This window comes from Pseudomonas ekonensis (assembly GCF_019145435.1).
Classification (GTDB): Bacteria; Pseudomonadota; Gammaproteobacteria; order Pseudomonadales; family Pseudomonadaceae; genus Aquipseudomonas; species Aquipseudomonas ekonensis.
In genome coordinates, this window is record NZ_JAHSTS010000001.1 from 663,377 (window position 1) to 685,919 (window position 22,543).

Annotated in this window: 18 protein-coding genes; 6 read left to right on the forward strand and 12 right to left on the reverse strand. The window is 64.7% G+C overall.

The genetic code is table 11. From position 1 onward, the window contains the following. The first annotated feature begins 9 nt into the window (after positions 1–9). On the forward strand, positions 10–1,656 hold the full coding sequence (gene groL / locus KVG96_RS03115; RefSeq protein ID WP_085580275.1) for a chaperonin GroEL: 1,647 nt from the start codon (positions 10–12) through the stop codon (positions 1,654–1,656). Positions 1,657–1,918: 262 nt separating this feature from the next. On the opposite strand, the gene KVG96_RS03120 is transcribed toward groL, so the two are convergent. Both KVG96_RS03120 and KVG96_RS03125 read right to left on the reverse strand, forming a co-directional pair. Next, entirely contained in the window at positions 1,919–2,662 is a 744-nt protein-coding gene (locus tag KVG96_RS03120) for a phosphatase PAP2 family protein (protein WP_217890770.1), read from the reverse strand. 54 nt (positions 2,663–2,716) lie between these two features. Further along, positions 2,717–4,666, reverse strand: a complete 1,950-nt coding sequence (locus KVG96_RS03125; protein ID WP_217890771.1) for an LTA synthase family protein — start codon at positions 4,664–4,666, stop codon at positions 2,717–2,719. Positions 4,667–4,866: 200 nt separating this feature from the next. Between KVG96_RS03125 and colR the strand changes: the two genes are divergently transcribed. The 5 genes from colR to KVG96_RS03150 all read left to right on the forward strand — a co-directional run bounded on the left by colR (position 4,867) and on the right by KVG96_RS03150 (position 8,582). Then, positions 4,867–5,550: a two-component system response regulator ColR gene (gene colR, locus KVG96_RS03130; RefSeq protein ID WP_217890772.1), complete on the forward strand. Its 684-nt coding sequence runs from the start codon at positions 4,867–4,869 to the stop codon at positions 5,548–5,550. Then, on the forward strand, positions 5,540–6,814 hold the full coding sequence (locus tag KVG96_RS03135; RefSeq protein ID WP_217890773.1) for a sensor histidine kinase: 1,275 nt from the start codon (positions 5,540–5,542) through the stop codon (positions 6,812–6,814). The genes colR and KVG96_RS03135 overlap by 11 nt, the downstream gene beginning before the upstream one ends. Positions 6,815–6,965: 151 nt before the next feature. Beyond that, entirely contained in the window at positions 6,966–7,634 is a 669-nt protein-coding gene (locus KVG96_RS03140) for a class I SAM-dependent methyltransferase (protein ID WP_217890774.1), read from the forward strand. A 4-nt stretch (positions 7,635–7,638) separates the two neighbouring features. Then, entirely contained in the window at positions 7,639–8,352 is a 714-nt protein-coding gene (locus KVG96_RS03145; RefSeq protein WP_217890775.1) for a lipopolysaccharide kinase InaA family protein, read from the forward strand. Between the two features lie 2 nt (positions 8,353–8,354). Then, positions 8,355–8,582 (forward strand): hypothetical protein, encoded by a 228-nt coding sequence (locus KVG96_RS03150; RefSeq protein WP_085580290.1) that lies wholly within the window; start codon positions 8,355–8,357, stop codon positions 8,580–8,582. Positions 8,583–8,666: 84 nt separating this feature from the next. Here KVG96_RS03150 and KVG96_RS03155 read toward each other — a convergent pair whose 3' ends face one another. The 10 genes from KVG96_RS03155 to KVG96_RS03200 form a co-directional block, all read right to left on the reverse strand. After that, the gene (locus KVG96_RS03155) at positions 8,667–11,696 is read right to left on the reverse strand and encodes a multidrug efflux RND transporter permease subunit (protein ID WP_085580292.1); all 3,030 of its coding nucleotides are present in this window, start codon (positions 11,694–11,696) and stop codon (positions 8,667–8,669) included. 13 nt (positions 11,697–11,709) lie between these two features. Further along, complete coding sequence (locus tag KVG96_RS03160) at positions 11,710–12,858, reverse strand: efflux RND transporter periplasmic adaptor subunit (RefSeq protein ID WP_217890776.1); 1,149 nt, start codon at positions 12,856–12,858, stop codon at positions 11,710–11,712. A gap of 146 nt (positions 12,859–13,004) precedes the next feature. After that, positions 13,005–14,105 (reverse strand): DUF1513 domain-containing protein, encoded by a 1,101-nt coding sequence (locus KVG96_RS03165; protein ID WP_217890777.1) that lies wholly within the window; start codon positions 14,103–14,105, stop codon positions 13,005–13,007. A gap of 14 nt (positions 14,106–14,119) precedes the next feature. Then, on the reverse strand, positions 14,120–15,184 hold the full coding sequence (locus KVG96_RS03170; RefSeq protein ID WP_217890778.1) for an imelysin family protein: 1,065 nt from the start codon (positions 15,182–15,184) through the stop codon (positions 14,120–14,122). A gap of 26 nt (positions 15,185–15,210) precedes the next feature. Next, positions 15,211–16,638, reverse strand: a complete 1,428-nt coding sequence (locus KVG96_RS03175; RefSeq protein WP_217890779.1) for a di-heme oxidoreductase family protein — start codon at positions 16,636–16,638, stop codon at positions 15,211–15,213. Between the two features lie 147 nt (positions 16,639–16,785). Next, positions 16,786–18,132, reverse strand: coding sequence for an imelysin family protein (locus tag KVG96_RS03180; protein ID WP_217890780.1), 1,347 nt, complete (start codon positions 18,130–18,132; stop codon positions 16,786–16,788). 177 nt (positions 18,133–18,309) lie between these two features. Then, entirely contained in the window at positions 18,310–20,361 is a 2,052-nt protein-coding gene (locus KVG96_RS03185; RefSeq protein ID WP_217890781.1) for a putative bifunctional diguanylate cyclase/phosphodiesterase, read from the reverse strand. A 348-nt stretch (positions 20,362–20,709) separates the two neighbouring features. Continuing rightward, complete coding sequence (locus KVG96_RS03190) at positions 20,710–21,306, reverse strand: superoxide dismutase (RefSeq protein ID WP_008022038.1); 597 nt, start codon at positions 21,304–21,306, stop codon at positions 20,710–20,712. Positions 21,307–21,482: 176 nt separating this feature from the next. Next, a complete protein-coding gene (locus tag KVG96_RS03195; protein ID WP_217890782.1) occupies positions 21,483–22,085 on the reverse strand; it encodes a LysE/ArgO family amino acid transporter in 603 nt (200 codons plus the stop codon). 6 nt (positions 22,086–22,091) lie between these two features. Then, complete coding sequence (locus KVG96_RS03200) at positions 22,092–22,493, reverse strand: ACT domain-containing protein (RefSeq protein WP_217890783.1); 402 nt, start codon at positions 22,491–22,493, stop codon at positions 22,092–22,094. Between the last annotated feature and the right edge of the window lie 50 nt (positions 22,494–22,543).

The window sequence follows — 22,543 nt, forward strand, 5'->3', positions numbered from 1 at the left end:
ATATCGATCATGGCTGCTAAAGAAGTTAAATTCGGCGATTCCGCCCGCAAGAAAATGCTCGTCGGCGTCAACGTTCTGGCTGACGCGGTAAAAGCGACCCTGGGCCCGAAAGGCCGTAACGTGATCCTCGAGAAGAGCTTCGGCGCTCCGACCATCACCAAGGACGGCGTTTCCGTCGCCAAAGAGATCGAGCTGGAAGACCGCTTCGAGAACATGGGCGCGCAGTTGGTCAAAGACGTTGCCTCCCGTGCCAACGACGACGCCGGCGACGGCACCACCACCGCCACCGTCCTGGCTCAGTCGATCGTCAACGAAGGCCTGAAGGCCGTCGCTGCCGGCATGAACCCGATGGACCTGAAGCGCGGCATCGACAAGGCGACCATCGCCATCGTCGCTGAGCTGAAGAAGCTGTCCAAGCCATGCGCCGACACCAAGGCCATCGCTCAGGTGGGCACCATCTCCGCCAACTCCGACAACTCCATCGGCGACATCATCGCCGAAGCCATGGAAAAGGTCGGCAAAGAAGGCGTGATCACCGTTGAGGAAGGCTCGGGCCTGGAAAACGAACTGTCGGTCGTTGAAGGCATGCAGTTCGACCGCGGCTACCTGTCCCCGTACTTCGTCAACAAGCCGGACACCATGGTGGCCGAGCTCGACGGCCCGCTGATCCTGCTGGTCGACAAGAAGATCTCCAACATCCGCGAAATGCTGCCTGTGCTGGAAGCCGTCGCCAAGGCCGGCCGTCCGCTGCTGATCGTGGCCGAAGACGTCGAGGGCGAAGCCCTGGCGACCCTGGTCGTGAACAACATGCGCGGCATCGTCAAGGTCGCAGCCGTCAAGGCGCCTGGCTTCGGCGACCGCCGCAAGGCCATGCTGCAGGACATCGCCGTCCTGACCGGCGGCACCGTGATCTCCGAAGAGATCGGCCTGAGCCTGGAAAGCACCACCCTGGAACACCTGGGCAACGCCAAGCGCGTGACCCTGTCCAAGGAAAACACCATCATCGTCGACGGTGCTGGCGTACAGGGCGACATCGAAGCCCGCATCGCCCAGATCCGCGCCCAAGTGGCCGAGACTTCCTCGGACTACGACCGTGAAAAACTGCAGGAGCGTCTGGCCAAGCTGTCCGGCGGCGTTGCGGTGATCAAGGTCGGCGCCGGTTCCGAAGTCGAAATGAAAGAGAAGAAAGCCCGCGTTGAAGACGCCCTGCACGCCACCCGCGCAGCCGTCGAAGAAGGCGTGGTGCCTGGCGGCGGCGTTGCGCTGATCCGCGCTCTGGAAGCCATCGGCACCCTCAAAGGCGACAACGCCGACCAGGACGTGGGCATCGCTGTCCTGCGCCGCGCCGTTGAAGCGCCGCTGCGTCAGATCTCCGCCAACAGCGGCGACGAGCCGAGCGTTGTGGTCAACGAAGTCAAGAACGGCAAAGGCAACTTCGGTTACAACGCCGCGACTGGCGAGTACGGCGACATGATCGAAATGGGCATCCTGGATCCGACCAAGGTGACCCGTTCCGCACTGCAAGCGGCATCGTCCATCGGCGGTCTGATCCTGACCACCGAAGCTGCAGTGGCCGACGCGCCGAAGAAAGACGCTCCAGCTGGCGGCGGCATGCCAGACATGGGCGGCATGGGTGGCATGGGCGGCATGATGTAAGCCAGCCTCACCCCTGTACGGAAAACCCCGCCTGCGATGAGCAGGCGGGGTTTTTTATTGCCCGGATTTCAGGGTTCACCCGGTGTCCGTTGTAGGAGCGAGCCTGCTCGCGAATGGGCCATGTCAGTCAATGCAGCGCTGACAGGCATGTCGCCAATCGCCAGCAGGCTGGTTCCCACAGTGTCTGGCGGTGTCCGCCGCATCCAGTCCTGTCCCTTGCGGGAGCCAGCCTGCCGGCGATGGCGTCGACGGGCGTTGCCAGTCAGGCGTTGACCGGTTGCGCCGCAGGTGCGGTCTCGTCCCGGACGGCCGGGCGGTACAGGATCCAGTAGTAGGATCCCAGGCAAATCAGCCAGCAGAAGATCGCCGTCCACACGTTGTGCGAGAAGAAGTGCGCGCCCTGCATCATCCGGCTGACGGAGAACACCGACCCCAACGCAAACGCGAAGATGAACGCCTGGCGCGCCAGGCGCGGACGCCGGTCGCGCAGCACGAAAAACAGCGCGAACAGGGTGAACCCGGTGGCGGCGTGTCCGCCCGGCCAGCAGCGGCCGGGCTTGTCGGTGTCCGGACGGTGGCTGAGCAGCTTGCTGTAGGTCTCGTGGCCGCCGAACTGCTCCAGGCTCCAGGGGCACTGCACCGCGGTGACGGCTTTCATCGGCGTCACGAACGAAGTCGCCAGGCCCAGCGACAGCACCAGGCAACCCAGCTCACGCTTGAACGGCTTGAGGCGCACCATGAAGAACGCGCCGATGAAACCGAGGAGGGCAAACACCGAGAAGGCGATGACCACCTGCTTGGCGCGGTCGTGGAGGATGTTTTCCAGGAAGTAGCTGTGGCGGCCGATGAAGTCGCCGGCGGCCGGATCATAGAACAGCTGCGCCAGATCCATATCCAGATCGGTCAGCTCCAGCAGCACCAGAATGACGGCGGCGGCGACGGGAATGCCGAGGCACAGCCAGAAGTTCAGCGGACGGGGGGTGGGGCGTACGGCGCTTGAAGGCATGATGGATCCTGAAACAAGAAAACGCCCCGGCGCATCGGCCCCGGGGCGCTTCGGTTAACGTTCGCTGACTTGCGCAGCGCCCTCCTTGGACGCTTTCCAGCCAAGCAGCTGCTGCGTGAAGCCATGACTGGCGGTTTGGTAATAGGTGATGGCGCGGCCGATCAGCGGGTCGTCGCTGCCCGCGCGGGATTCGCGGCTTTCGCTCAGCGCATTGTCATGCCGGCGCAGGCCCTGGCGCGGACTGAGGATCGCCAGATCCTTGCCGTCGAACAGGCCCAGATGCTGGTAGTTGCCCACCACGACACGCGGCGGCAACGGGTTGTCCTGCAACAGGTTGCGGCCGAAGAACGTCGATTGGTAATCCAGGTTGAGCAGGCCCAGCAGCGTCGGCGCCAGGTCGATCTGGCTGGCCAGCTGAGCGTCTTCGCGCGCCGGGATCAGCTTGGGCGCGTAGATGAACAGCGGGATCTGATAGTTGCTGATCGGCAAGTCTTCCTTGCCCGCGCTGCCGGCGGTGTGGTCGGCGACGAAGATGAAGATCGTGTCGTCGAACCACGGTTTCTGCCGCGCCTGCTCCAGGAACCGGCCGATGGCGTAGTCGGTGTACTTCACCGCACCGTCGCGACCGTTGCCGGACTTGATGTCGATCCGGTTGTCCGGGTAGGTGTAGGGGCGGTGGTTGGAGGTGGTCATCAACTGCAGCAGGAACGGCTGGCCTTTGGCGAAGTCGGCGTCCGCCAGTTTCAGCGTCTGCTTGTACAGGTCCTCGTCGGCCATGCCCCAGGCGTTCTTGAAGTGGATCTCGGACTCATCGACGCTGCTCTGGTCGACGACACGGTAGCCGTTGCCGCTGAAGAACGCGTTCATGTTGTCGAAATAGCCGCGCCCGCCGTAGACGAACACACTGTCGTAGCCGACGGCGTTCAGTTGCCGGCCGAGGCTGGCGAAGCCGCTTTCGCGGCCGATGCGCTTGACGATGGAACGGCCCGGCGTCGGCGGGATGGCCAGGGTGATGGCCTCCAGGCCGCGGTCGGTGCGGGTGCCGGTGGCGTAGAAGTTGTTGAAGTACAGGCTCTGCTTGCGCAGGGCATCCAGGTTCGGCGTCAGGTTGCGCTCGTCGCCGTTGCTGCCCAGGTACTTGGCGCTCAGGCTTTCGATGGTCACCAGCACGATGTTCGGTTTGCGCGGCGTGCCGGGGTTGTCGATCATCCGGCGGATGTCCTGGGGATCCTGGCCGATGAAGCGCGCATCGGGCTCGTTCAGTTCGGCGCGGATCTGCCGGCCGACGGCCTCGGGAGCCAGGCTGCTGTAGAACTGGCCGTAGTCCAGCTCATTGTTTCGGAACGCGGCGAAGAACTGATAAGGGCCGTTGCTCGCCAGCTCGTTCCGGTAGGCGTTGCCGCCCTGGGCGCGGGGGAAGCCTTGGCCGAGCAGTTGCAGGCTCAGGCCGGCGACGATCAGCAGGCCCAACGCATTGAACAGGCGTGCGCGCAGCGGCGGCAACGGCGCATCCAGCGCGGCGTTCAGCGGCTTGCGCAGCGCCAGGCTCAGGCCGGCGGCCAGCAGCGCCAGCAGGCTGAGCAGGGTGCCGATCGGGTAGGACTCCAGCACGTTGTTCAGCACCTCATCGGAGTACACCAGATAGTCGACCGCGATGAAGTTGAAGCGCACACCGAACTCGTCCCAGAACAGCCATTCGGCCACGGCGGTGAACAGCATCGCGAACAGGCTGACCGTCAACAGCCCTTGCAGGAACCAGCGGTGGCCCCGGCGGCGCCACAGGGCCGGCGGGCAGATCAGCAGATACAGCCCCATCGGCAGCGCCGCATAGGCGAGAAAGCCCAGGTCATAGAGCAGGCCGATGCCGAACAGGGAAAAGGCGATGCCGCCGGCCTCATCCAGATGGGTCAGCAGCAGCGCCGTTCGGGTCAGGGAAAACACCACCAGCCAGGCACCGGTGATCAACAGCAGAAAGCGCATGGGCGCCGTCTTGAAAAAGTCCATTGGCTACGATCCTTATATAAGGCGCGGGAGTGTCGCGTCGCCGCTGTCGTCAGCGTGTGAACCGATAGTGAAAATCTCGTCAAATCGACCATTCGCTCGGGCGGCCCGACCCGCGCGGCGTGCGGCCCTAGCCCTGAGCGGCGCTTGGCCGTAAGCTGCGCGGGCCAAGACGGCCGTTTCGGTGTACGGAGGAGGTGCCCATGCGAATTCTTTTGGTTGAGGACAACCGCGATATCCTGGCCAACCTGGCCGATTACCTGGGGCTCAAGGGCTATACCGTCGATTGCGCCCAGGACGGCCTGTCGGGCCTGCACCTGGCGGCCACCGAACACTACGACCTGATCGTGCTCGACATCATGCTGCCGGGCATCGATGGCTACACCCTGTGCAAACGGCTGCGCGAAGACGCGCGCCGGGACACCCCGGTGATCATGCTCACCGCCCGCGACCAGCTCGACGACCGTCTGCAAGGCTTCAAGTCCGGCGCCGACGACTACCTGATCAAGCCGTTCGCGCTGTCCGAACTGGCGGCCCGGATCGAAGCGGTGATGCGCCGCACCCAGGGCGGCGGACGCCGTGCGCTGCAGGTCGGCGACCTGAACTACGACCTCGACACCCTGGAGGTCACCCGCGAAGGCAAGCTGCTCAAGCTCAACCCGGTCGGCCTCAAGCTGCTCGCGGTGCTGATGCAGAAGAGCCCCCACGTGCTGCGCCGGGAAATCCTCGAAGAGGCGCTGTGGGGCGACGACTGCCCGGACAGCGACAGCCTGCGCAGCCATGTCCACCAACTGCGCCAGGTGATCGACAAGCCGTTCGCCAAGCCGTTGCTGCACACCGTGCACGGCGTGGGTTACCGCCTGGCCGAGGGGCGTGATGGAGTTTAAGCAGAGCCTTGCCCAGCGGATCATCATCGCCTTTGCGTTGATGAGCGCACTGGTGGCCGGGGCGTTCGCCATGGGGATCGTCGCGACGGTCCATCTGGTCGAGGAAAAACTGATTTCGGCGGGGCTGGGCGGCGACCTGCAGCGCTTGCTGCTGATGGACAACGTCTCGGACTGGAGCCACCGGCCCGAGCCGGACCAGTTGTTCTACTTCAGCGGCGGACCGGGGGACTTCGAGCTGCCCAAGGACCTGCGCCACCTGGACTCGGGCTTTCACGAAGTCTTTCGCGAGCAGCTGTCGTATCACGCCATGGTCGAGATCGTCGATGGCCGGCGCTATGTGCTGCTGCAGGACCAAAGCGATTTCGAAGAGCGCGAGCGCGTGCTGTTCGCCGTGGTGCTGGTGGGCTTCGTGCTCAGCCTGGCGTTGGCGGTGTTCCTGGGCTGGGTGCTGGCGCGCAAGGTGATGGCGCCGGTGGTGCGGCTGGCGCGCCAGGTGCGTCACCGCGATCAGTTGCTCGGACTGGCGCCGCCGCTGGCGCCGGACTACGCGGCCGACGAAGTGGGCGAACTGGCGGTGGCGTTCGACGCCACCCTCGGACGGCTGCGCCAGGCGCTGACCCGCGAGCGTCTGTTCACCAGTGACGTGAGCCACGAACTGCGTACGCCGCTGATGGTGCTGGCCAGCTCCTGCGAGCTGCTGCTGGAGAACCCGGGCATCGACCAGCGCGGCCGGGCCCAGGTCGAGCGGATCGCCCGTGCCAGCGAAGAAATGCGCGAACTGGTGCAGACCTTCCTGATGCTGGCCCGGGCCAAGCGCGAAGACGCAGGCGTTTCGCCCCGGCAGAGCCTGGCGCAGGTGGCGGACAACCTGCTGTGCCTGTGGCGCGAGCCGATCGAGAGCAAGGGGCTCACGCTGATCTTCGAACCGGGCAACCCGCCGGACACCCTCTACAACGCGACCCTGCTCAACGCGGTGATGGGCAACCTGCTGCGCAATGCGCTGCACTACACCGAACAGGGGTTCATCCGCTTGACCCTCAACGGCAACGGTTTCGTGGTCGAGGACTCGGGGGTGGGCATCCCCGAGGAAAAACGTGAAGCCATGTTCCAGCCGTTCGTGCGCGGCACCGAAAAGCGCGGCGAAGGCCTGGGGCTCGGGCTCTCGCTGGTGCAGCGAATCTGCGAAAACCAGGGCTGGAGCGTCAACCTGAGCACGATGGAACCCAATGGTTGCCGATTCGAGGTGGATTTGGACCAGACCTGAGCTACAGTGATGGCCCTGAGCTACTGTGGAATGGTTGTAAAACCCTGAAATGTTTTAGGGTTTTACATGACGTATTTTTCACAAATGGATGACCTGACGCTGACACGGCCCTGCATAAGGTGGCCTCATCAGTAATTCAGGAGTCCTGGTGATGGCCGGCCCGATCAAGCTCGATTTTTCCGAAAAGTACGACGATAACCATGCGCAAAAGTATCTGCGCAAGCATCAGGACGGTCTCGGGCGTCGGTTGTCGCACTGGCGCGACCTGCAACTGGCCCGCAAGGCGCTGACCCTGGTCGGCGAACCGGGGCTGGTGCTGGACCTGCCTTGCGGGGCCGGACGTTTCTGGCCGCTGCTGGCCGAAAAGCCGAACCGGGTGATCATCGGCGCGGACAACTCCGAGTCGATGATCAAGACCGCCATGCAGGCCCAACCGGCCGATGTGGTGAAACGGGTACAGCCCTTGCACACATCTGCGTTCGACATCGCCTTGCCTGACAACGCCGTCGACAGCATTTTCTGCATGCGTTTGCTCCACCACATCGGTGAAGCTGAGCATCGACGGGCCATTTTGCGCGAGTTCGAGCGCGTCACCCGCGACAGCGTGATCGTTTCGTTGTGGGTGGACGGCAATTTCAAGGCCTGGAAACGCAAGCGCGCCGAGCGCAAGCGTGGGCAAGCGGGTTACCAGAACCGCTTTGTGTTACCGGCCGCTACGGTCGAGAAAGAATTCGAAGACGCGGGTTTCCGCATCCAGGAACAACTGGATTTTATTCCGCTCTATGCCATGTGGCGGGTTTACGTATTACGCAAGAGGTAACGGGATGGCAGTGCATATTGCAGCAGAAACGGAAGTCGCTCCCCAGGATCGCTTCGACTACTACTGGAACCAGCGGGGCGAGTGGGTGGAAGAGCCCAACGTGCGTCGCGGCGGTGAGAGTGGGGTGCAACGGGTCATGGGCCGCGATGGCCAGCTGCTGTATGCCAAACGCCAGACCGGCCACATCTACCGCAGTTTGATGCATCCGTTCGGTCGCCCGACGGTGCTGCGCGAGCGCGATGCGCTGAACGGCGCCGGCGCGCTCGGCGTGCGCGTACCGCAGATCGTGTTCTGCGGCGCCCAGCCTGACCCTGTGCACAAATGGCGTGCGCTGCTGGTGACCAAGTCCCTGGACGGCTTTCTGGAACTGGAGCAATGGGAAGCCGCCGGCGGCCGCGAGCGCCATGGCGAGGCGGTGTACGAGCGTGTGCTCAAGGACCTGGCCGACAACCTGGCGCGCCTGCACCGGGGCCGTTGGCAGCACAGCTGCATCTACATCAAGCATGTGTTTGTCCGCGTCACCGGTGAGGGCGACGGGGCCCAGGTTGAAGTGGCCCTGATCGATCTCGAGAAATGCCGCCGTCGGCTGACCGCCGGTCGTGCGGCAGCCCATGACATGAAGCAATTGCGTCGCCATTCGTCGTTCAGGGATTCGGACTGGAAAAAACTCGTCTATTTTTATGAGACGGCGTTTGGCAGCGCTATCAAAGGTTTATAGCGATGAAACTAGAAATTGCGCGAGGTTTGTTTTTGGTAGGAGCCTTGGCAGTTGCTTCATTGGCGGTGGCGGCCTGGGAACAGCCACGCATGCAGGTGATCGGCAAATCGGCGGGCGAAGTCCATCGCCCGGTGCCTCGGGTGGTGAAGACCGCCGTGTCGTCTGAACCGGATCATGATTTGTTGCTGTTCATGTTCGGTCTCTCGCAACGGATGAGACCGCAGAGCTGAATTCCCCCGCAGCCTCATGAAAAGGCCTCGCCGATGCGAGGCCTTTTTTGTGCCTTTGACTTCTGTGGTGAGGGAGCCACAGGGTCACTGTGCCTTGTCGGGCTTGGCCAGGAAGGTGTAGACGCACGGCAGGACGAACAGGGTGAACAAAGTCCCGATGGACATCCCCGTCGCGATCACCGTGCCGATGTCGAAACGGCTGACCGCGCCGGCGCCGCTGGCCAGGATCAACGGCACCATGCCGAACACCATCGCCGCCGTGGTCATCAGCACCGGACGCAGGCGGATGGCCGCCGCTTCCTCCACGGCCTCCCGGGCGCTCAGGCCCTTCTCCTTGCGCAGCAGGTTGGCGAACTCGACGATCAGGATGCCGTGCTTGCTGATCAGGCCGATCAACGTCACCAGCCCGACCTGGGTGTAGATGTTCATGCTCGACCAGCCCAGGAACAGCGGGATCAGTGCGCCGCAGATCGACAGCGGCACGGTGACCAGGATCACCAGCGGGTCGCGGAAACTCTCGAACTGCGCAGCCAGCACCAGGAAGATGATCGCCAGCGCCAGGGCGAAGGTCACCCACAGTGCGCTGCCTTCCTGCACGTACTGCCGGGAAGAGCCGCCGTAGTCGAAGGCGAAGCCGGCCGGGGCCTCTTCCCGGGCGATCTGGCGCACGGTGTCGATGGCTTCGCCCATGCTCACCAGCGGAAACCCGGACAGCTTCGCCGCGTTGAGCTGCTGGAACTGGTTGAGCTGCCTTGGCCGCGCGCGGTCGGTCACCGTGATCAGGGTGGACAGCGGCAACAGTTCGCCACGGGTGTTCTTCACGTAGTAGTTGTTCAGCCAGTCCGGGTTCTCGCGGTAGGGGCGTTCGACCTGGGCGATGACCTTGTAGCTGCGCCCCTCGATGGTGAACCGGTTGATCTCGGCCTCGCCCAGGAGGGTGGCGAGGGTGCCGCCCAGGTCCTGCATCGACACGCCCATCTGCGCGGCCTTGGCCCGGTCGATGTCGACCACCACTTCCGGTTTGTCGAAGGCCAGGTCCAGGTCGACGAAGGCGAACTTGCCCGATTCCGCCGCGCGTTTCTTGATCCGGTCGGCGACCTCCAGCAGCACTTCGTAGTCGTTGGCGGTGTTGATCACGAACTCGAACGGCAAGCCTTCGCCGGTGCCGGGCAGGGAGGGCAGGTTGAAACCGAAGATCTGCAGGCCGGGAATGCGTTCCAGCTTGCCCTGCACTTCGGGCAGGATCTGCATCTGCGTGCGGTGGCGCTCGTTCCAGGGCTTGAGCAGGAAGCCGCCGATGCCGGTCTGCACGCCGTTGTAGCCGTTGATCTGGAAGGACGAGTAGTACTCGGGGAACTCCTTGAAGATCTTGATGAATTCGTCGGTGTAGGTGTTCAGGTAATCGAGGTTGGTCGGCTGCGGGGCGTTGGCCATCATGAAGATGATGCCCTGGTCCTCGTCCGGCGCCAGCTCCGATTTGGTGAACTTGAGCAGCACCGGGATCAGGCACAGCACGATCACCGCGAACACCAGCACCACCGGCCGGGTGTTCAGCGTGCCGTGCAGCAGGCTCTGGTAGCGGCGCTTGAGGCCTTCGAAGATCAGGTCGAGGCGATGGGCCAGGCCGCTGGCGTTCTCGTCGTGGCGCAGCAGCACGGCGCACATCATCGGCGACAGGGTCAGGGCGACGATCCCGGAGATCACCACCGCCCCGGCCAGGGTCAGGGCGAACTCCTTGAACAGCGCCCCGGTCAGCCCGGTGAGAAAACCGATGGGCGCGTACACCGCCGCCAGGGTGATGGTCATCGACACCACCGGCAAGGCGATTTCCCGGGCGCCTTCCAGGGCCGCCTCGAACGGCGTCTTGCCCTCTTCGATGTGGCGGTGGATGTTCTCCACCACGACGATGGCGTCGTCCACCACCAGACCGATGGCCAGCACCATCGCCAGCAGGGTCAGCAGGTTGATCGAATAGCCCATCATCTGCATGAAGAACATCACGCCGATCATCGACAGCGGGATGGTCACCACCGGGATCACCACCGAACGCAGCGCGCCGAGGAACAGGAACACCACCACGATCACGATCAGCACCGCTTCGAACAGGGTCTTGAGCACTTCGTCGATGGAGGCCTGGATGAACAGCGTGGCGTCGTAGGCGATTTCGCTCTTGAGGTTGGGCGGGAGCTGGGCCTCCAGCTGCGGCATGATCTTGCGCACTTCCTTGATCACGTCCAGCGGGTTGGCCGCCGGGGTCGCCTTGATCCCGATGTACACCGACGGCGTGCCGCCGAAGGAGCTGATGGAGTTGTAGTTCTCGGCGCCCATCTCGACCCGCGCCACGTCCCGCAACAGCACCCGGCTGTCGCCGTCGACCTTGAGCGGGATCGCCGCGAAGGCCTCGGCGGACTTCAGTTCGGTGTTGGCGTTGATGCTGGTGACCACGTACTCGCCCTTCACCTCGCCGGCGGCGGACAGGAAGTTGTACTGGCGCACGGCGTTGGTCACGTCGCTGGCGCTCAGGCCGAAGCCGGCGAGCTTCACCGGGTCGAGCCACAGGCGCATGGCGAACACCTGGTTGCCGAGGATCTCTGCCTCGGCCATGCCCGGCAGGGTCGCCAGCTTCGGCTGGATCACCCGCGACAGGTAGTCGGTGATCTGCGGGTTGCTCAGGTCCTTGCTGAAGAAGCTGATGTACATCAGCGCCGAGGCGTCGGCGGACTCCTTGCTCAGCACCGGGTCTTCGGCGTCCTGCGGCAGCTTGTTCTTCACCTCGTTGGCCTTGGCCAGCAGCTCGGTGAACAGGCGGTCGCTGTTGGAGCCGATGCGCGCGTAGATCGAGATCACCGAGAAGTTCTGGCGGCTGACCGAGGTCATGTAGTCGATGCCCTCGGCGCTCGCCAGGCTCTGCTGCATCGGCTGGGTGATGTAGCCCTGGATGGTTTCGGCGTTGGCGCCGGGGTAGGCGGTGGTCACCGTGATCAGGGCGTTTTCCATCTGCGGGTACTGGCGCAGCGGCAGCTTGCTCCAGGCCTGGAAGCCCAGCAGCACGATCAGCAGGCTCACCACGGTGGCGAGCACCGGGCGACGGATGAACGGGTCGGTAAAGGCCATGGGGTTTCCTTGATCAGTCGGCGCGGCGCGGACTGTTCTGCTCGCCGAGGGTCTTGTCGTCGCTGATGGCGATGTGGGCACCGTTGTCCAGTTTGATCTGGCCGGCCGTCACCACCTGTTCGCCGCTCTGCACGCCCTTGTTGATCATCACCAGGCCGTCACGGCGTTCGCCGGTCTCGATGAAGCGCCGTTCGGCGATCAGCATGGGCTGGCCGTTCTCGTCTTTTTCGACGCTGCCGTCCTCGGCCTTCTTCTGCCCGACCACGTACAGCGAGTTGCCGTAGAGGGTGTAGGTGACCGCGCTCTCCGGCACCACCACGTGCTTCTGCGGATCCGGCAAAAGCACCTCGACGCTGGCGAACATACCCGGCAGCAGCTTGCCGTCGGGGTTGGCCAGGGTGGCGCGCACGAGGATGTTGCGGGTGGTGTTCTCCACGATCGGGTTGATGGCGCTGATGGCGCCGGGGAAGGCCTGGCCGGGAAACGCCGCGACCGCGACCTGCACCGGCTGGCCGAGGGCCAGTTTCGGCGCCGACTGCTCCGGGACGTAGAAGTCGGCGTAGAGGCTGCTCAGGTCCTGCAGGGTGGCGATCCTGGTGCCGCTGGCCAGGTAGTCGCCGACGTCGACCTGGCGGATGCCGATGGTGCCGCTGAACGGCGCGGCGATGCGTTTCTTCGCCAGCGCCGCATTGAGCTGGTTGACCGTGGCCTTGTTCTTTTGCAGTTGCGCCGAGAGCCGGTCGTATTCGCCTTTGGAGATGGCGCTGCTGCCGACCAGCTGGCTGCCGCGGCCGAAGTCCAGCTGCGCCAGGCCCAGGTCGGCCTTGGCGGTTTCGAGCAGGGCGGACTCCACCGCGCTGTCGAGCTGCAGCAGCGGCTGCCCGGCCTTGACCTTCTGCCCGGACTCGAACTTGAGCTCGGTGACGGTGCCGTTGGTCTCCAGCCTCAGCTCGACGCCCTGCAGCGCCTTGAGCGTGCCGACGGTGGGCAGGCGCATCTGCCACGGGCGCTCGGCGGCAGTGGCGACGGCGACGCTGATCGGCGGTTTCGGCTTGGCGAAACCCTGGATCATCGTGTAGATGGTGAAGGCCTTGTAGCCGGCCAGCGCCAGGACGATCAGCAGTACGACACCCAACATTTTCAGCATGCGGCGACGCAGCATATTCCAGTTCCTTGGAGAAAATCAGGCGAGACAGGCGGGCACATTACTCCGAGTCCGGCAGGGATTCCAACTGCCAGTTTTTACAGGGTATGAGGGGGAGGGGGACAACGATGAAGCGCCGCCGGCGGGGCCGGCGGCGGCCGGCTTCATGCCATCAGGTGCAGATGGTTGTCCCAGAGCCCCGCCGGCAGATCCAGCGGTTTGGCCAGGAGTTCGTCCTGGCGGCAATCGTAGTAGCGGCAGCGTCCCTGGCCCGAGGTCACGACGAAACCGTCTTTCACCGCGCCGACCCCGGCGCAGTCCGGCAGCGGCGCGTCGAGGCGCACTTCGCCGCTGTCCAGGTCCCAGATGAAGAAGCGGTTGCCGCGCGGGGCGGTCAGCGCCACCAGCCGCAGGTCGCTGTGCACGGCGACGCTGGCGGTGTAGTGGCCCATGGACTGCAACTGGTGATCCGGCACCGGGAACGCCACGAACGGCTGGCCCGGACGCTTGATCGCCAGCAGCTCGGAGCGCTCCTGCGAGGGCCCCATGAACTGCTGGCCGGCGACGATGGTGCCGTCGCTGGCGATCCCGAGATGACGCACGCTGTTCATCTGCTGGGCGAGGGTTTCCTTGCTCAGCAGCGTGCCGTCGCGGCGCATCAGCACCAGGCTCGGCTCCATGGCGTCGAGGTTCATGTCCACCCGGCTTTCGGCCTCGGTGCGGATCCCGCCGTTGGCCACCACCAGGGTTTCGCCGTCGGGCATCCACGACACCTGATGAGGCCCCAGGCCATGGGTGGAAATCTCGCCGCTGTGCACCAGCCGTTCGCCCTCGAACCGGTACACCCCCAACAGGCCGCGGCCCGGGTCGGTGGTGTCGTTTTCGGTGGCGTACAGGCAGTCGCCGCTGTGGTGGATCACCGCATGGCCGTAGAAATGCCGGTTCGGCTGCGAGGTCACGGTCTGCAGCAGCGCACCGTCGCGCAGGTCGATCAGGTAGCTCTCGGTGCCCGGGCGGCGGGCGACGAACAGCGCGATCGGCAGCGTCGGGTGGTTGATGATGTCGTGGCAGCGCTGGCCGACCTCGGTGGCGAACAGCCGGGTGCCGTCCAGGCGGTAGCCGACGGCGTAATGCCGGCCGTCGGCGTCGTCCCGGGCCGACAGCAGCAGCGGGCTTTGCACCTTGCGTTTGAACAGCGTCCAGCCGCCCAGCGTCACTGCTCCCAGCAGCAAACTACCTAAAGTCAGAGCCTGGCGTCGCAGCATGGCACGTGCCCTCATCAGTCACCGTCGTTGGCGTTGAAGCCCAGTTGGATGCCCAGCGCCTTGGCCAGCTCGCCTTCGTGCAGGCGGTGGACGACGTTGAGGCTGTCGTAGATGTCGTTGAGCTGCTGGCGGCCGGCGTCGTCGCCGAGCATTTCGGTCAGCGAGCGCTGGGTGCTGCCGAACAGCTTGAGCGAGGCGGCGTAGGCGGCGTCGATTTTGTCCGCCAACGGCTTCTGCTCGGCCGGCAGCAGGCCGCGCAGGCCTTTGTTGTCGACGCCTTCCCAGACGGTCTTGGCGGCGGCGAGGCTGGCTTCCATCGCCGTCAGCGACGACTGGCTGCGCCAGGCATCGGCCTGGAACGGCTGCGGTACGCCCTTGCTCTGGCGGCCCATCGGCGTGCCGAGCTTCTTCTTCAGGGTGTCGAGGGCGGTGACCTGCACCCGCAGCAGATCGGCGATCGCTTCGTGGGAGTCGGCGTAGCGCTGGTTGGGGAACTTGCTCATCTGCGCGAGCATGCCGTCGGTGTTGTTCCAGGTCTGCAGGATCTCTTCGGCCAGTTGCTTCTGGCGCTCGCCGATGGCCACCAGCAGCGGGCAGTACTTGGCTTTCTGGGCGGCGTCGGCCACGTCAGGCTTGCTGTCGAACAGGATGTACTCGTAGGCCGACAGGCCCTGCACCACGACGCTGGACTTGGCCAGGGCGGCGGCGTCGATCTGCGGCTGGGCGGCGACGAGCTGCTCGACCTGACGGCCGACGAGGTTCTTCTTGTCCGGCCAGAACTGCACCTGCCACGCGCGGTTGCCCTCGGCCAGCGGGCCGATCAGCAGCGGTTGCAGTTCGGCCCAGGCTTTTTGCGCGTGGAGGAAGTCGGCGCGGGCGGTGTCCAGGGTCTCTTTGCCCTGGCAGTAGGCGAGGGCGCTGATGGCGAGTTGCTTGTCGGCCTCGACCCAGCGGGTGTAGGTCGGCAGGATCACCGATTTGGCGATGGCCGCCGAGGTGACCGCTTGCGGATCCTGCGGCGAGCACGCGCCCAGGGCCAGTGCGGCAAGGCTGGTGAACAACAGCTTGGGACGGAACATGTCGGGCTCCCGATTCTTTTAAGTGTTTAAAGTGAGTTCAGAAACGCCAGCAGCGCGGCGCGCTGCCCGGCGTCGAAAGACAAAACCTGTTGCTGCGCCTTCTGCGCTTCGCCGCCGTGCCAGAGCACGGCTTCGAGCAGATCGCGGGCGCGGCCGTCGTGCAGGAACCGGGTGTGGCCGCTGACCGTCTGCGTCAGGCCGATGCCCCACAGCGGCGGGGTGCGCCATTCGCGGCCGGTGGCCTGGAATTCGGTGCGGTGGTCGGCCAGGCCTTCGCCCATGTCATGCAGCAGCAGATCGCTGTAGGGGCGGATCACCTGATTGGCCAGCTCAGGCTCCGCCGCGTCGGCGGCGGTGGTGTATTTCGGTGTATGGCAGGACTGGCAGCCGGCCTGGAAGAACAGGCTCTTGCCGGCCAGCACTTGCGGGTCGTCGACGCCGCGCCGCGCCGGGACGGCCAGGTTGCGGCTGTAGAACAGCACCAGGCGCAGGATGTTGTCGCTGACTTCCGGCTCGCCGTCCGGGCCGTTGCCGTTCGGCGCCTGTTTGCAGGCGGTTTGCGCGTCGGTGCAGTCATCGAAAGGCCTCAGGCGGGTGGTGAGGCCCATATCACCCGAGAACGCGTGAACGTTTTGTTGATTGAGGCTCGGTTGCCCGGCTTTCCAGCCGAAACGGCCCAGGACAGTCTTTTGCTGCGCGTCGTCCCAGACCCGGTTCGGCCGCCCGCTGATGCCGTTGCCTTCTTTGGCCTGGGCGGCGGCGTTGGCGAGGATCGCTTGCTCGGGGATCGCTTCGAGCAGGCCCAGGCCGATCATCGGCGGGGCGACCCGGGCCGAGAAGCGGGTGTCGGGGTGCATCGGGCCGTAGCCGAGCTGGGTGAGCTGCAGGAGGGGCTGTTGCAGTTCGACTACGCTGCCGTCCTTGAAGCGCACCGGCACCGGCGTGTATTCGACCCGCACCTTGCCTTCGGGCGCGACGCCGGGCACGGCCATGTCCTGGAACTGGCCGCCGTAGACCGGCTCCGGCACCACGCCGGTCTGTTCGATGACCTTGGCGAACTCCGGCGCATCGGGGATCGACAGGCGCACCAGCATCGACACCGCATTGACCGCATCGGGTGCAGGCGGATGACCGCGGCCGTCCTTGATGTGGCAGCCCTGGCAGGCATTGGTGTTGAGCAGCGGACCGAGGCCGTCGCGGGCGGTGGTGGTCGACGGCGCGATCACCCAGGGGCTGCGGAAGAAACTGTTGCCGACGCTGAAGTCCACCCGGCGCGACGGCGGCAGGTTGGCCGACGGCAGGGAAAATGCGTTCCGGTCGCTCTTGGTCACGGTAGCGCTGCCGCCCGAACGGGCTTCGCCCGGTTCGGCCTTGGTGAAGCGCGGGGCGTCATCGCAGGCACTCAGGCCCAGGGCCAGACACAGTGCGGACAAGCGAAGAGGCAGCGAGGGCATCAGACTTCCTGCGACAGCGGCAATTTTGAAGGCGCAAAGTCTAACAGGGCGAGGGGGATTGAATAAGAGGAATTATCGTTTGCTTGATGTGGGGCAAACAAAAAAAGGCGACCCGAAGGTCGCCTGTTTTCATTCGTGCAGCGCGGATCAGAATTCGTGATCGGCGTTGTCCGGGTTCAGGTCGCTGATGCCCAGTTTGCCGGCGGCGGCCTCGATCGAACCGGTCTGCTTGACCAGGGACGCGATGGCGTCACGCACGATCTGGTTGCCGGCGGTGTTGCCGGCGGCGATCAGCTGGTCGTAGTGCTCGCCCTTGTTGGCGTGGTCGACCATGACCTGGATCTTGGCTTCGGTGGCGGCCAGATCGTTCTTCAGGGCGGTGTCGGCGGCCGGGTCGGCCTTGGCCACCAGGGACGACAGGCTCGGGCCGGTCATCTTGGTGCCGTCGACGCGGGTGTACTCGCCCAGGTAGACGTTGCGCACGCCCTTGGCGTCGTAGAAGTGCGAGTTGTGGGTGTTGTCGCTGAAGCAGTCCTGTTCGTCTTCAGGAGAGTTGGCCTCCAGGGACACTTTCATGCGCTCGCCCGCCAGTTCGCCGAGCGACAGGCTGCCCATGCCGAACAGCATCTTGCGCAGGCCGGCTTCGGCCGGTTCGGCTTCCAGGGTGGCGCGGTAGTTGTCGGCCACGTTCGGCTTCCAGTTGCCGACCATTTCTTCCAGGTCGCTGACCAGCAGTTGGGTCACGGCCTTCAGGTAGGCGCGGCGACGGTCGTTGTGGCCGCCGGTGGCGCCGGCGCCTTCCAGGTAGTCCGAGGCCGGACGGTTGCCGGCACCCGGGCCGGTGCCGTTCAGGTCCTGGCCCCACAGCAGGAACTCGATGGCGTGGTAGCCGGTGGCGACGTTGGCTTCAGAGCCGCCCAGCTCGTTCAGGCTGGCGAGTTTCTCCGGGGTGATGTCCTTGACGTCGACCTTGTCTTCGCCGATCTGGATCTCGGTGTTGGCGATGATGTTGGCGGTGGCGCCCGGGTTGCCCAGCGCGTGTTCGTAGGACTTGTCGACGTAGTCGATCAGGCCTTCGTCCAGGGGCCAGGAGTTCACCTGGCCTTCCCAGTCGTCGATGATGGTGTTGCCGAAGCGGAACACTTCGCTCTGCAGGTAAGGCACGCGCGCGGCGACCCAGGCGGCCTTGGCGGCTTTCAGGGTGTCGGCGTTCGGCTTGGCCAGGAACGCGTCGACGGCGGTCTGCAGGGTCTTGGCGGTGGATTCGGCATCGCTGTAGACGGCGTAGACGATGTCGGCGTAGTGCGAGACGACCGCCTTGCCTGCGGCTTCGTCGACTTTGCCGGCGGCGGCCGGAGCAGGAGCGGCGGCAGTGCTGGCGGCCGGAACCGGCGCCTGGGCGGCCGCCTTTTCTTTGTCTTTGCCTTCGCCGCAACCGGCGAGGGAAATAGCGATGGCCAGCAGACTGGCGGTAGCCAGAGGCATACGAATCATGGCAAACATCCTGCTTCGGTGATTGAGTGGACTGGCGCGGAGCGCGCGCAAAACTGCGACATAATGCAAATCTTTCGCATTATGTGTAAAGGGCCGTGACTGGAAATATTTCTTGTTTGCGCAGGGCTTGCGCGGGATCGGTCGCCGGCGGCGGCATGGCCGCTCCGCTGCCGGGTTTCAGAGGATGGCCGCGTTGCTGCGCTGGGCCTGCTTGAGGTAGGCGCCCAGCTCCCGGGCCGGCAGCGGCTTGCTGTAGTGGTAGCCCTGGCCTTCGTGGCAACCCTCGGAAATGATGTAGGTCTCCTGCTCGGCGGTTTCCACGCCCTCGGCGATCACCTGCATGCCCAGGCTTTTGCCCAGCTGGATGATGGCGCGCACGATGGTCGCGTCATCGTCGTCGTCCAGCAGATCCTGCACGAAGCTCTTGTCGATCTTGATCTTGTCCAGCGGCAGGCTCTTGAGATAGCTCAGCGACGAGTAGCCGGTGCCGAAGTCGTCGATGGCGATCAGCGCCCCCGAGCGGCGCAGGCTCAGCAGGTGCTGGGCGGCGGTGCTGATGTCTTCCATCAGGCCGGTCTCGGTGACTTCCAGCTCCAGGCTGCGCGGCGGCAGGCGGTAGATCTGCAGCAGGTTGTTGACCACCCGCGGCAGCTCGGCGTGGTGCAGTTGCACGGTGGACAGGTTGACCGCCATGCGCAGGTCGGCGAAGCCCTGGTCATGCCATTCGCGCAGTTGCTTGCAGGCCTGGTCCAGCACCCACTCGCCGATGGCGATGATGGTGCCGTTCTGCTCGGCCAGCGGAATGAACAGGTCCGGCGGCACCAGCCCGTGTTCCGGGTGCTGCCAGCGGATCAGCGCTTCGACGCCCACCACCCGGTGGTCGCGGTAGCTGATCTGCGGCTGGTAGACGAGGTGGAACTGGCCGCGCAGCAAGGCGTCGCGCAGGTCCTTTTCCAGCTCGCGGCGCCGGCGCATTTCGCTGTCGACGCTGGCGATGTAGAACTGGTAGCGGTTGCGCGAACGGGTCTTGGCCAGCGTCATGGTCTGTTCGGCCTTTTGCAGCAGCTTTTCGGTGCTGTCGCCGTCCTCGGGGAACAGGGTGATGCCGATGGTCGCCCGCAGGCGGATTTCCTGATGGTCGAGGGCGAACGGCGCTTCGAGGTCGTCGAGGATGCTCTGCGCCAATTCCGCCGCCTCGTAGGGCTGCTCGATGTCGGCCTGCACCAGGGCGAACTGGTCGCCGCCCAGGCGGGCGAGGGCGCCGAGGCGTCCGCTGTGGCCGCGCAGGCGGTCGGCCAGGGCCAGCAGCAGTTGGTCGCCGGTCTGGTAGCTGAACTGCTCGTTGATGCCTTTGAAATCGTCCAGGCCTACGCATAGCACCGCGACCCGGCGCTGCAGCTTGCCGGCGTCGACGAGGATCTTGTCCAGTTGCTGCTGCAGTTGCTGGCGGTTCGGCAGGCCGGTGAGGAAGTCGTACTGGGCCATGCGCAACAGGCTGTTTTCCGCTTCGTGGCGCAGGTGGGTGTTGCGTTCGATGGATTCGAGCAACTGGTTGGCGGTGTTGATCCAGATGCCCAGTTCGTTCTTCTCGTGGCCCTTGAGCTGCGGGATCTTGTGTTCGCTGGGGCGGTCGGGATTGATTTCGGTCAGGTGCTCGATGATCCGCGACAGCGGCTTGGTCAGCAGCCAGTGATAGACCAGGTACAGCACCAGGCCCATGGCGAGGGCGCGCAGCACGCCGGAAATGAAGATGATCACCGAACTGACGATGAAGCCCTGGCCGTAGGTGGCGGTGTCGAGGGTGATGCTCAGGTCGCCGTAGTACTCGCTGTAGGGCCCGCGTCCCACCAGTTGGGTGGTGAACGTGCGTTCCTGGCCGAGGATCAGGTCGGTCAGCCAGCGGCTGTTGGACTGCTGCAGCTCCCGGGATTTCTGCGCGAGCATGGCTTCGTTGGGATGGCCGATGGACGCCTGACGCACGGCATCGTCCTGGAACAGGCCTTCGATCACCTGCATGCCCATCTCCTTGTCCAGGCTGTAGACCGCCTGGGTGGAAGGATCGCGGAACATGTCGAGGATGCGCTCGGCATCGCCGGCGACGGCCTGGCGTGTCTTATAGGCATCGAAGACGATCTGCGCGCAGCTCAAGACCACGCCGACGATCAATGCCGACAGAAGCACGACCCGGAGCAACTTCACCGACAAGCTGTTCTTGAGTTCCAGCTTCAAAGGGTTATTCCTTGTTCCGTGCGGGTAGCGTCAAGTTGCCATGAGTATTGGCAATCCGTTGTTGGCAGTCAAAGGGACAATCGGGCCACGGGACATTTGTCCGTGGGCTTGGCCGGAATGCTGCCGTCTGGAGTCTTTGCCCTAGTGACACTGTGTCGGTTGGTTCGACCTCCAACTTGAGGAACGGCGGTACAAATTTTCCTCTGTCTGATGTTAGTCCTCCGTGGCTTCGGGGCAAGGGGGCAGGGGCGGGTTTCATGGCGGGAAACGGCACCGGCTGTGACGCAGTGCCCGTTGCAGGCATAAAAAAACCCGGCCTTGGCCGGGTTCTTTCGTCTGGCGTGCAGCTTAAGCGGTGAAGGTCTTGCCTTCGAACTGCTCGGCCACGAACTTCCAGTTGACCAGGTTCCAGAACGCCTCGACGTACTTAGGACGCAGGTTGCGGTAGTCGATGTAGTAGGCGTGCTCCCAGACGTCGCAGGTCAGCAGCGGGGTGTCGCCGTTGGTCAGCGGGTTGCCGGCGCCGATGGTGCTGGCCAGGGCCAGGGAACCGTCAGCCTTCTTCACCAGCCAGCCCCAGCCGGAGCCGAAGGTGCCGATCGAGGTCTTGCTGAACTCTTCCTTGAACTTGTCGAACGAACCGAAAGCGGCGTTGATCGCTTCGGCCAGTGCGCCGGTCGGTTGACCGCCGGCGTTTGGCGCCAGGCAGTTCCAGTAGAAGGTGTGGTTCCAGACCTGGGCTGCGTTGTTGAAGATGCCGCCCGAGGAAGTCTTGACGATCTCTTCCAGCGTCTTGCCTTCGAACTCGGTGCCCGGCACCAGGTTGTTCAGGTTCACGACGTAGGTGTTGTGGTGCTTGTCGTGGTGGAACTCCAGGGTTTCCTTGGAAATGTGCGGCTGCAGGGCATCGTGGGCGTAAGGCAGCGGCGGCAATTCGAAAGCCATGATGATTCTCCTAATCAGGTCTGTTGCGGTGAGCGCAAGGCCGATCACGGGCGGCCGGAAATGCACCGGCGAGTTTTTACTCTTTGCGGCGCAGGGTTCGGATCATAGCACCGGGGGTGCGGCTTAACCACGCAACAACTGTGTGGGATAGAGGTTCCAGAGCCTTTCGCTATAAATCACGATGCCAGGATCAGTTGTCCCGCCACCGCGAACATCATGACCGCCACCGTCAGGTCGAGGATCCGCCAGGTGCTGGGCCGCGCCAGCCACGGCGCCAGCCATGCCGCACCCAGCGCCAGGGCGAAGAACCACAGCAGCGAAGCGCTGGCGGCGCCGACCACGTAAGCGCCCGGCACCGATTGCTGGGCGCCGAGGGAGCCGATCAGCAGCACCGTGTCCAGGTAGACGTGGGGGTTGAGCAGCGTCACCGCCAGCGCGCTGAGCATCACCGCCCGCAGCGAACGCACGGTCTGGTTCTCGCCCTGTTGCAGGCTCTGTTTCGAACAGGCCCGGCGCAGCGCCTGGCTGCCGTACCAGATCAGGAAGGTCGCGCCGCCCCAGCGGGCGACGGCGAGCAGCGTCGGGTTCTGCGCCAGGATCGTGGCCAGGCCGAACACGCCGGCGGCCACCAGGATGGCATCGCAGGCCACGCACAGCGCCGCCACCGGCAAGTGATGCTCGCGCCGCAGGCTCTGGGCCAGCACGAAGGCGTTCTGGGTGCCGATCGCCATGATCAGGCCGAAGGCCACCAGCAGGCCGTTCACATAGCTTTGCCACATGTCAGTTCACTCCGCGTTGGCTGCGAGGTCGCGCAGGGTCTGCATGGCGCGCTCGGCGTCGGCCTGGCCGACGAACAAATGGTCGTGGTAGTAGCCGGCGATCACGTTGCAACTGATGCCGGCCTTGCCCAACGCCGTGGCGAAGGCGGCGGTGAGGCCGACGGCTTCGAGCGCCGAGTGCACGTTCAGGGTGATCCACGCGGCGACATAGTCGAAACTGAAACCGGCCCGCACCGCGTGGGAGCGTTCCAGGATCACCGTCAGGCCTTCCTGTTCGCGGAAACTGCCGACGATCTCCAGGCCGCTGGGCAACTGGCCGTCGCGCAGGGTGCAGAACACATATTCGCCGGGGTTGAGCTGCGGGCTCATGCTGCGCAGCAGGGTGGTCAACGAGGTTTCGCCCGCCATGGGAGTGATCCTTGATAAAGAGTGCTTGCTGGCTATTCTCCCGGCTGACG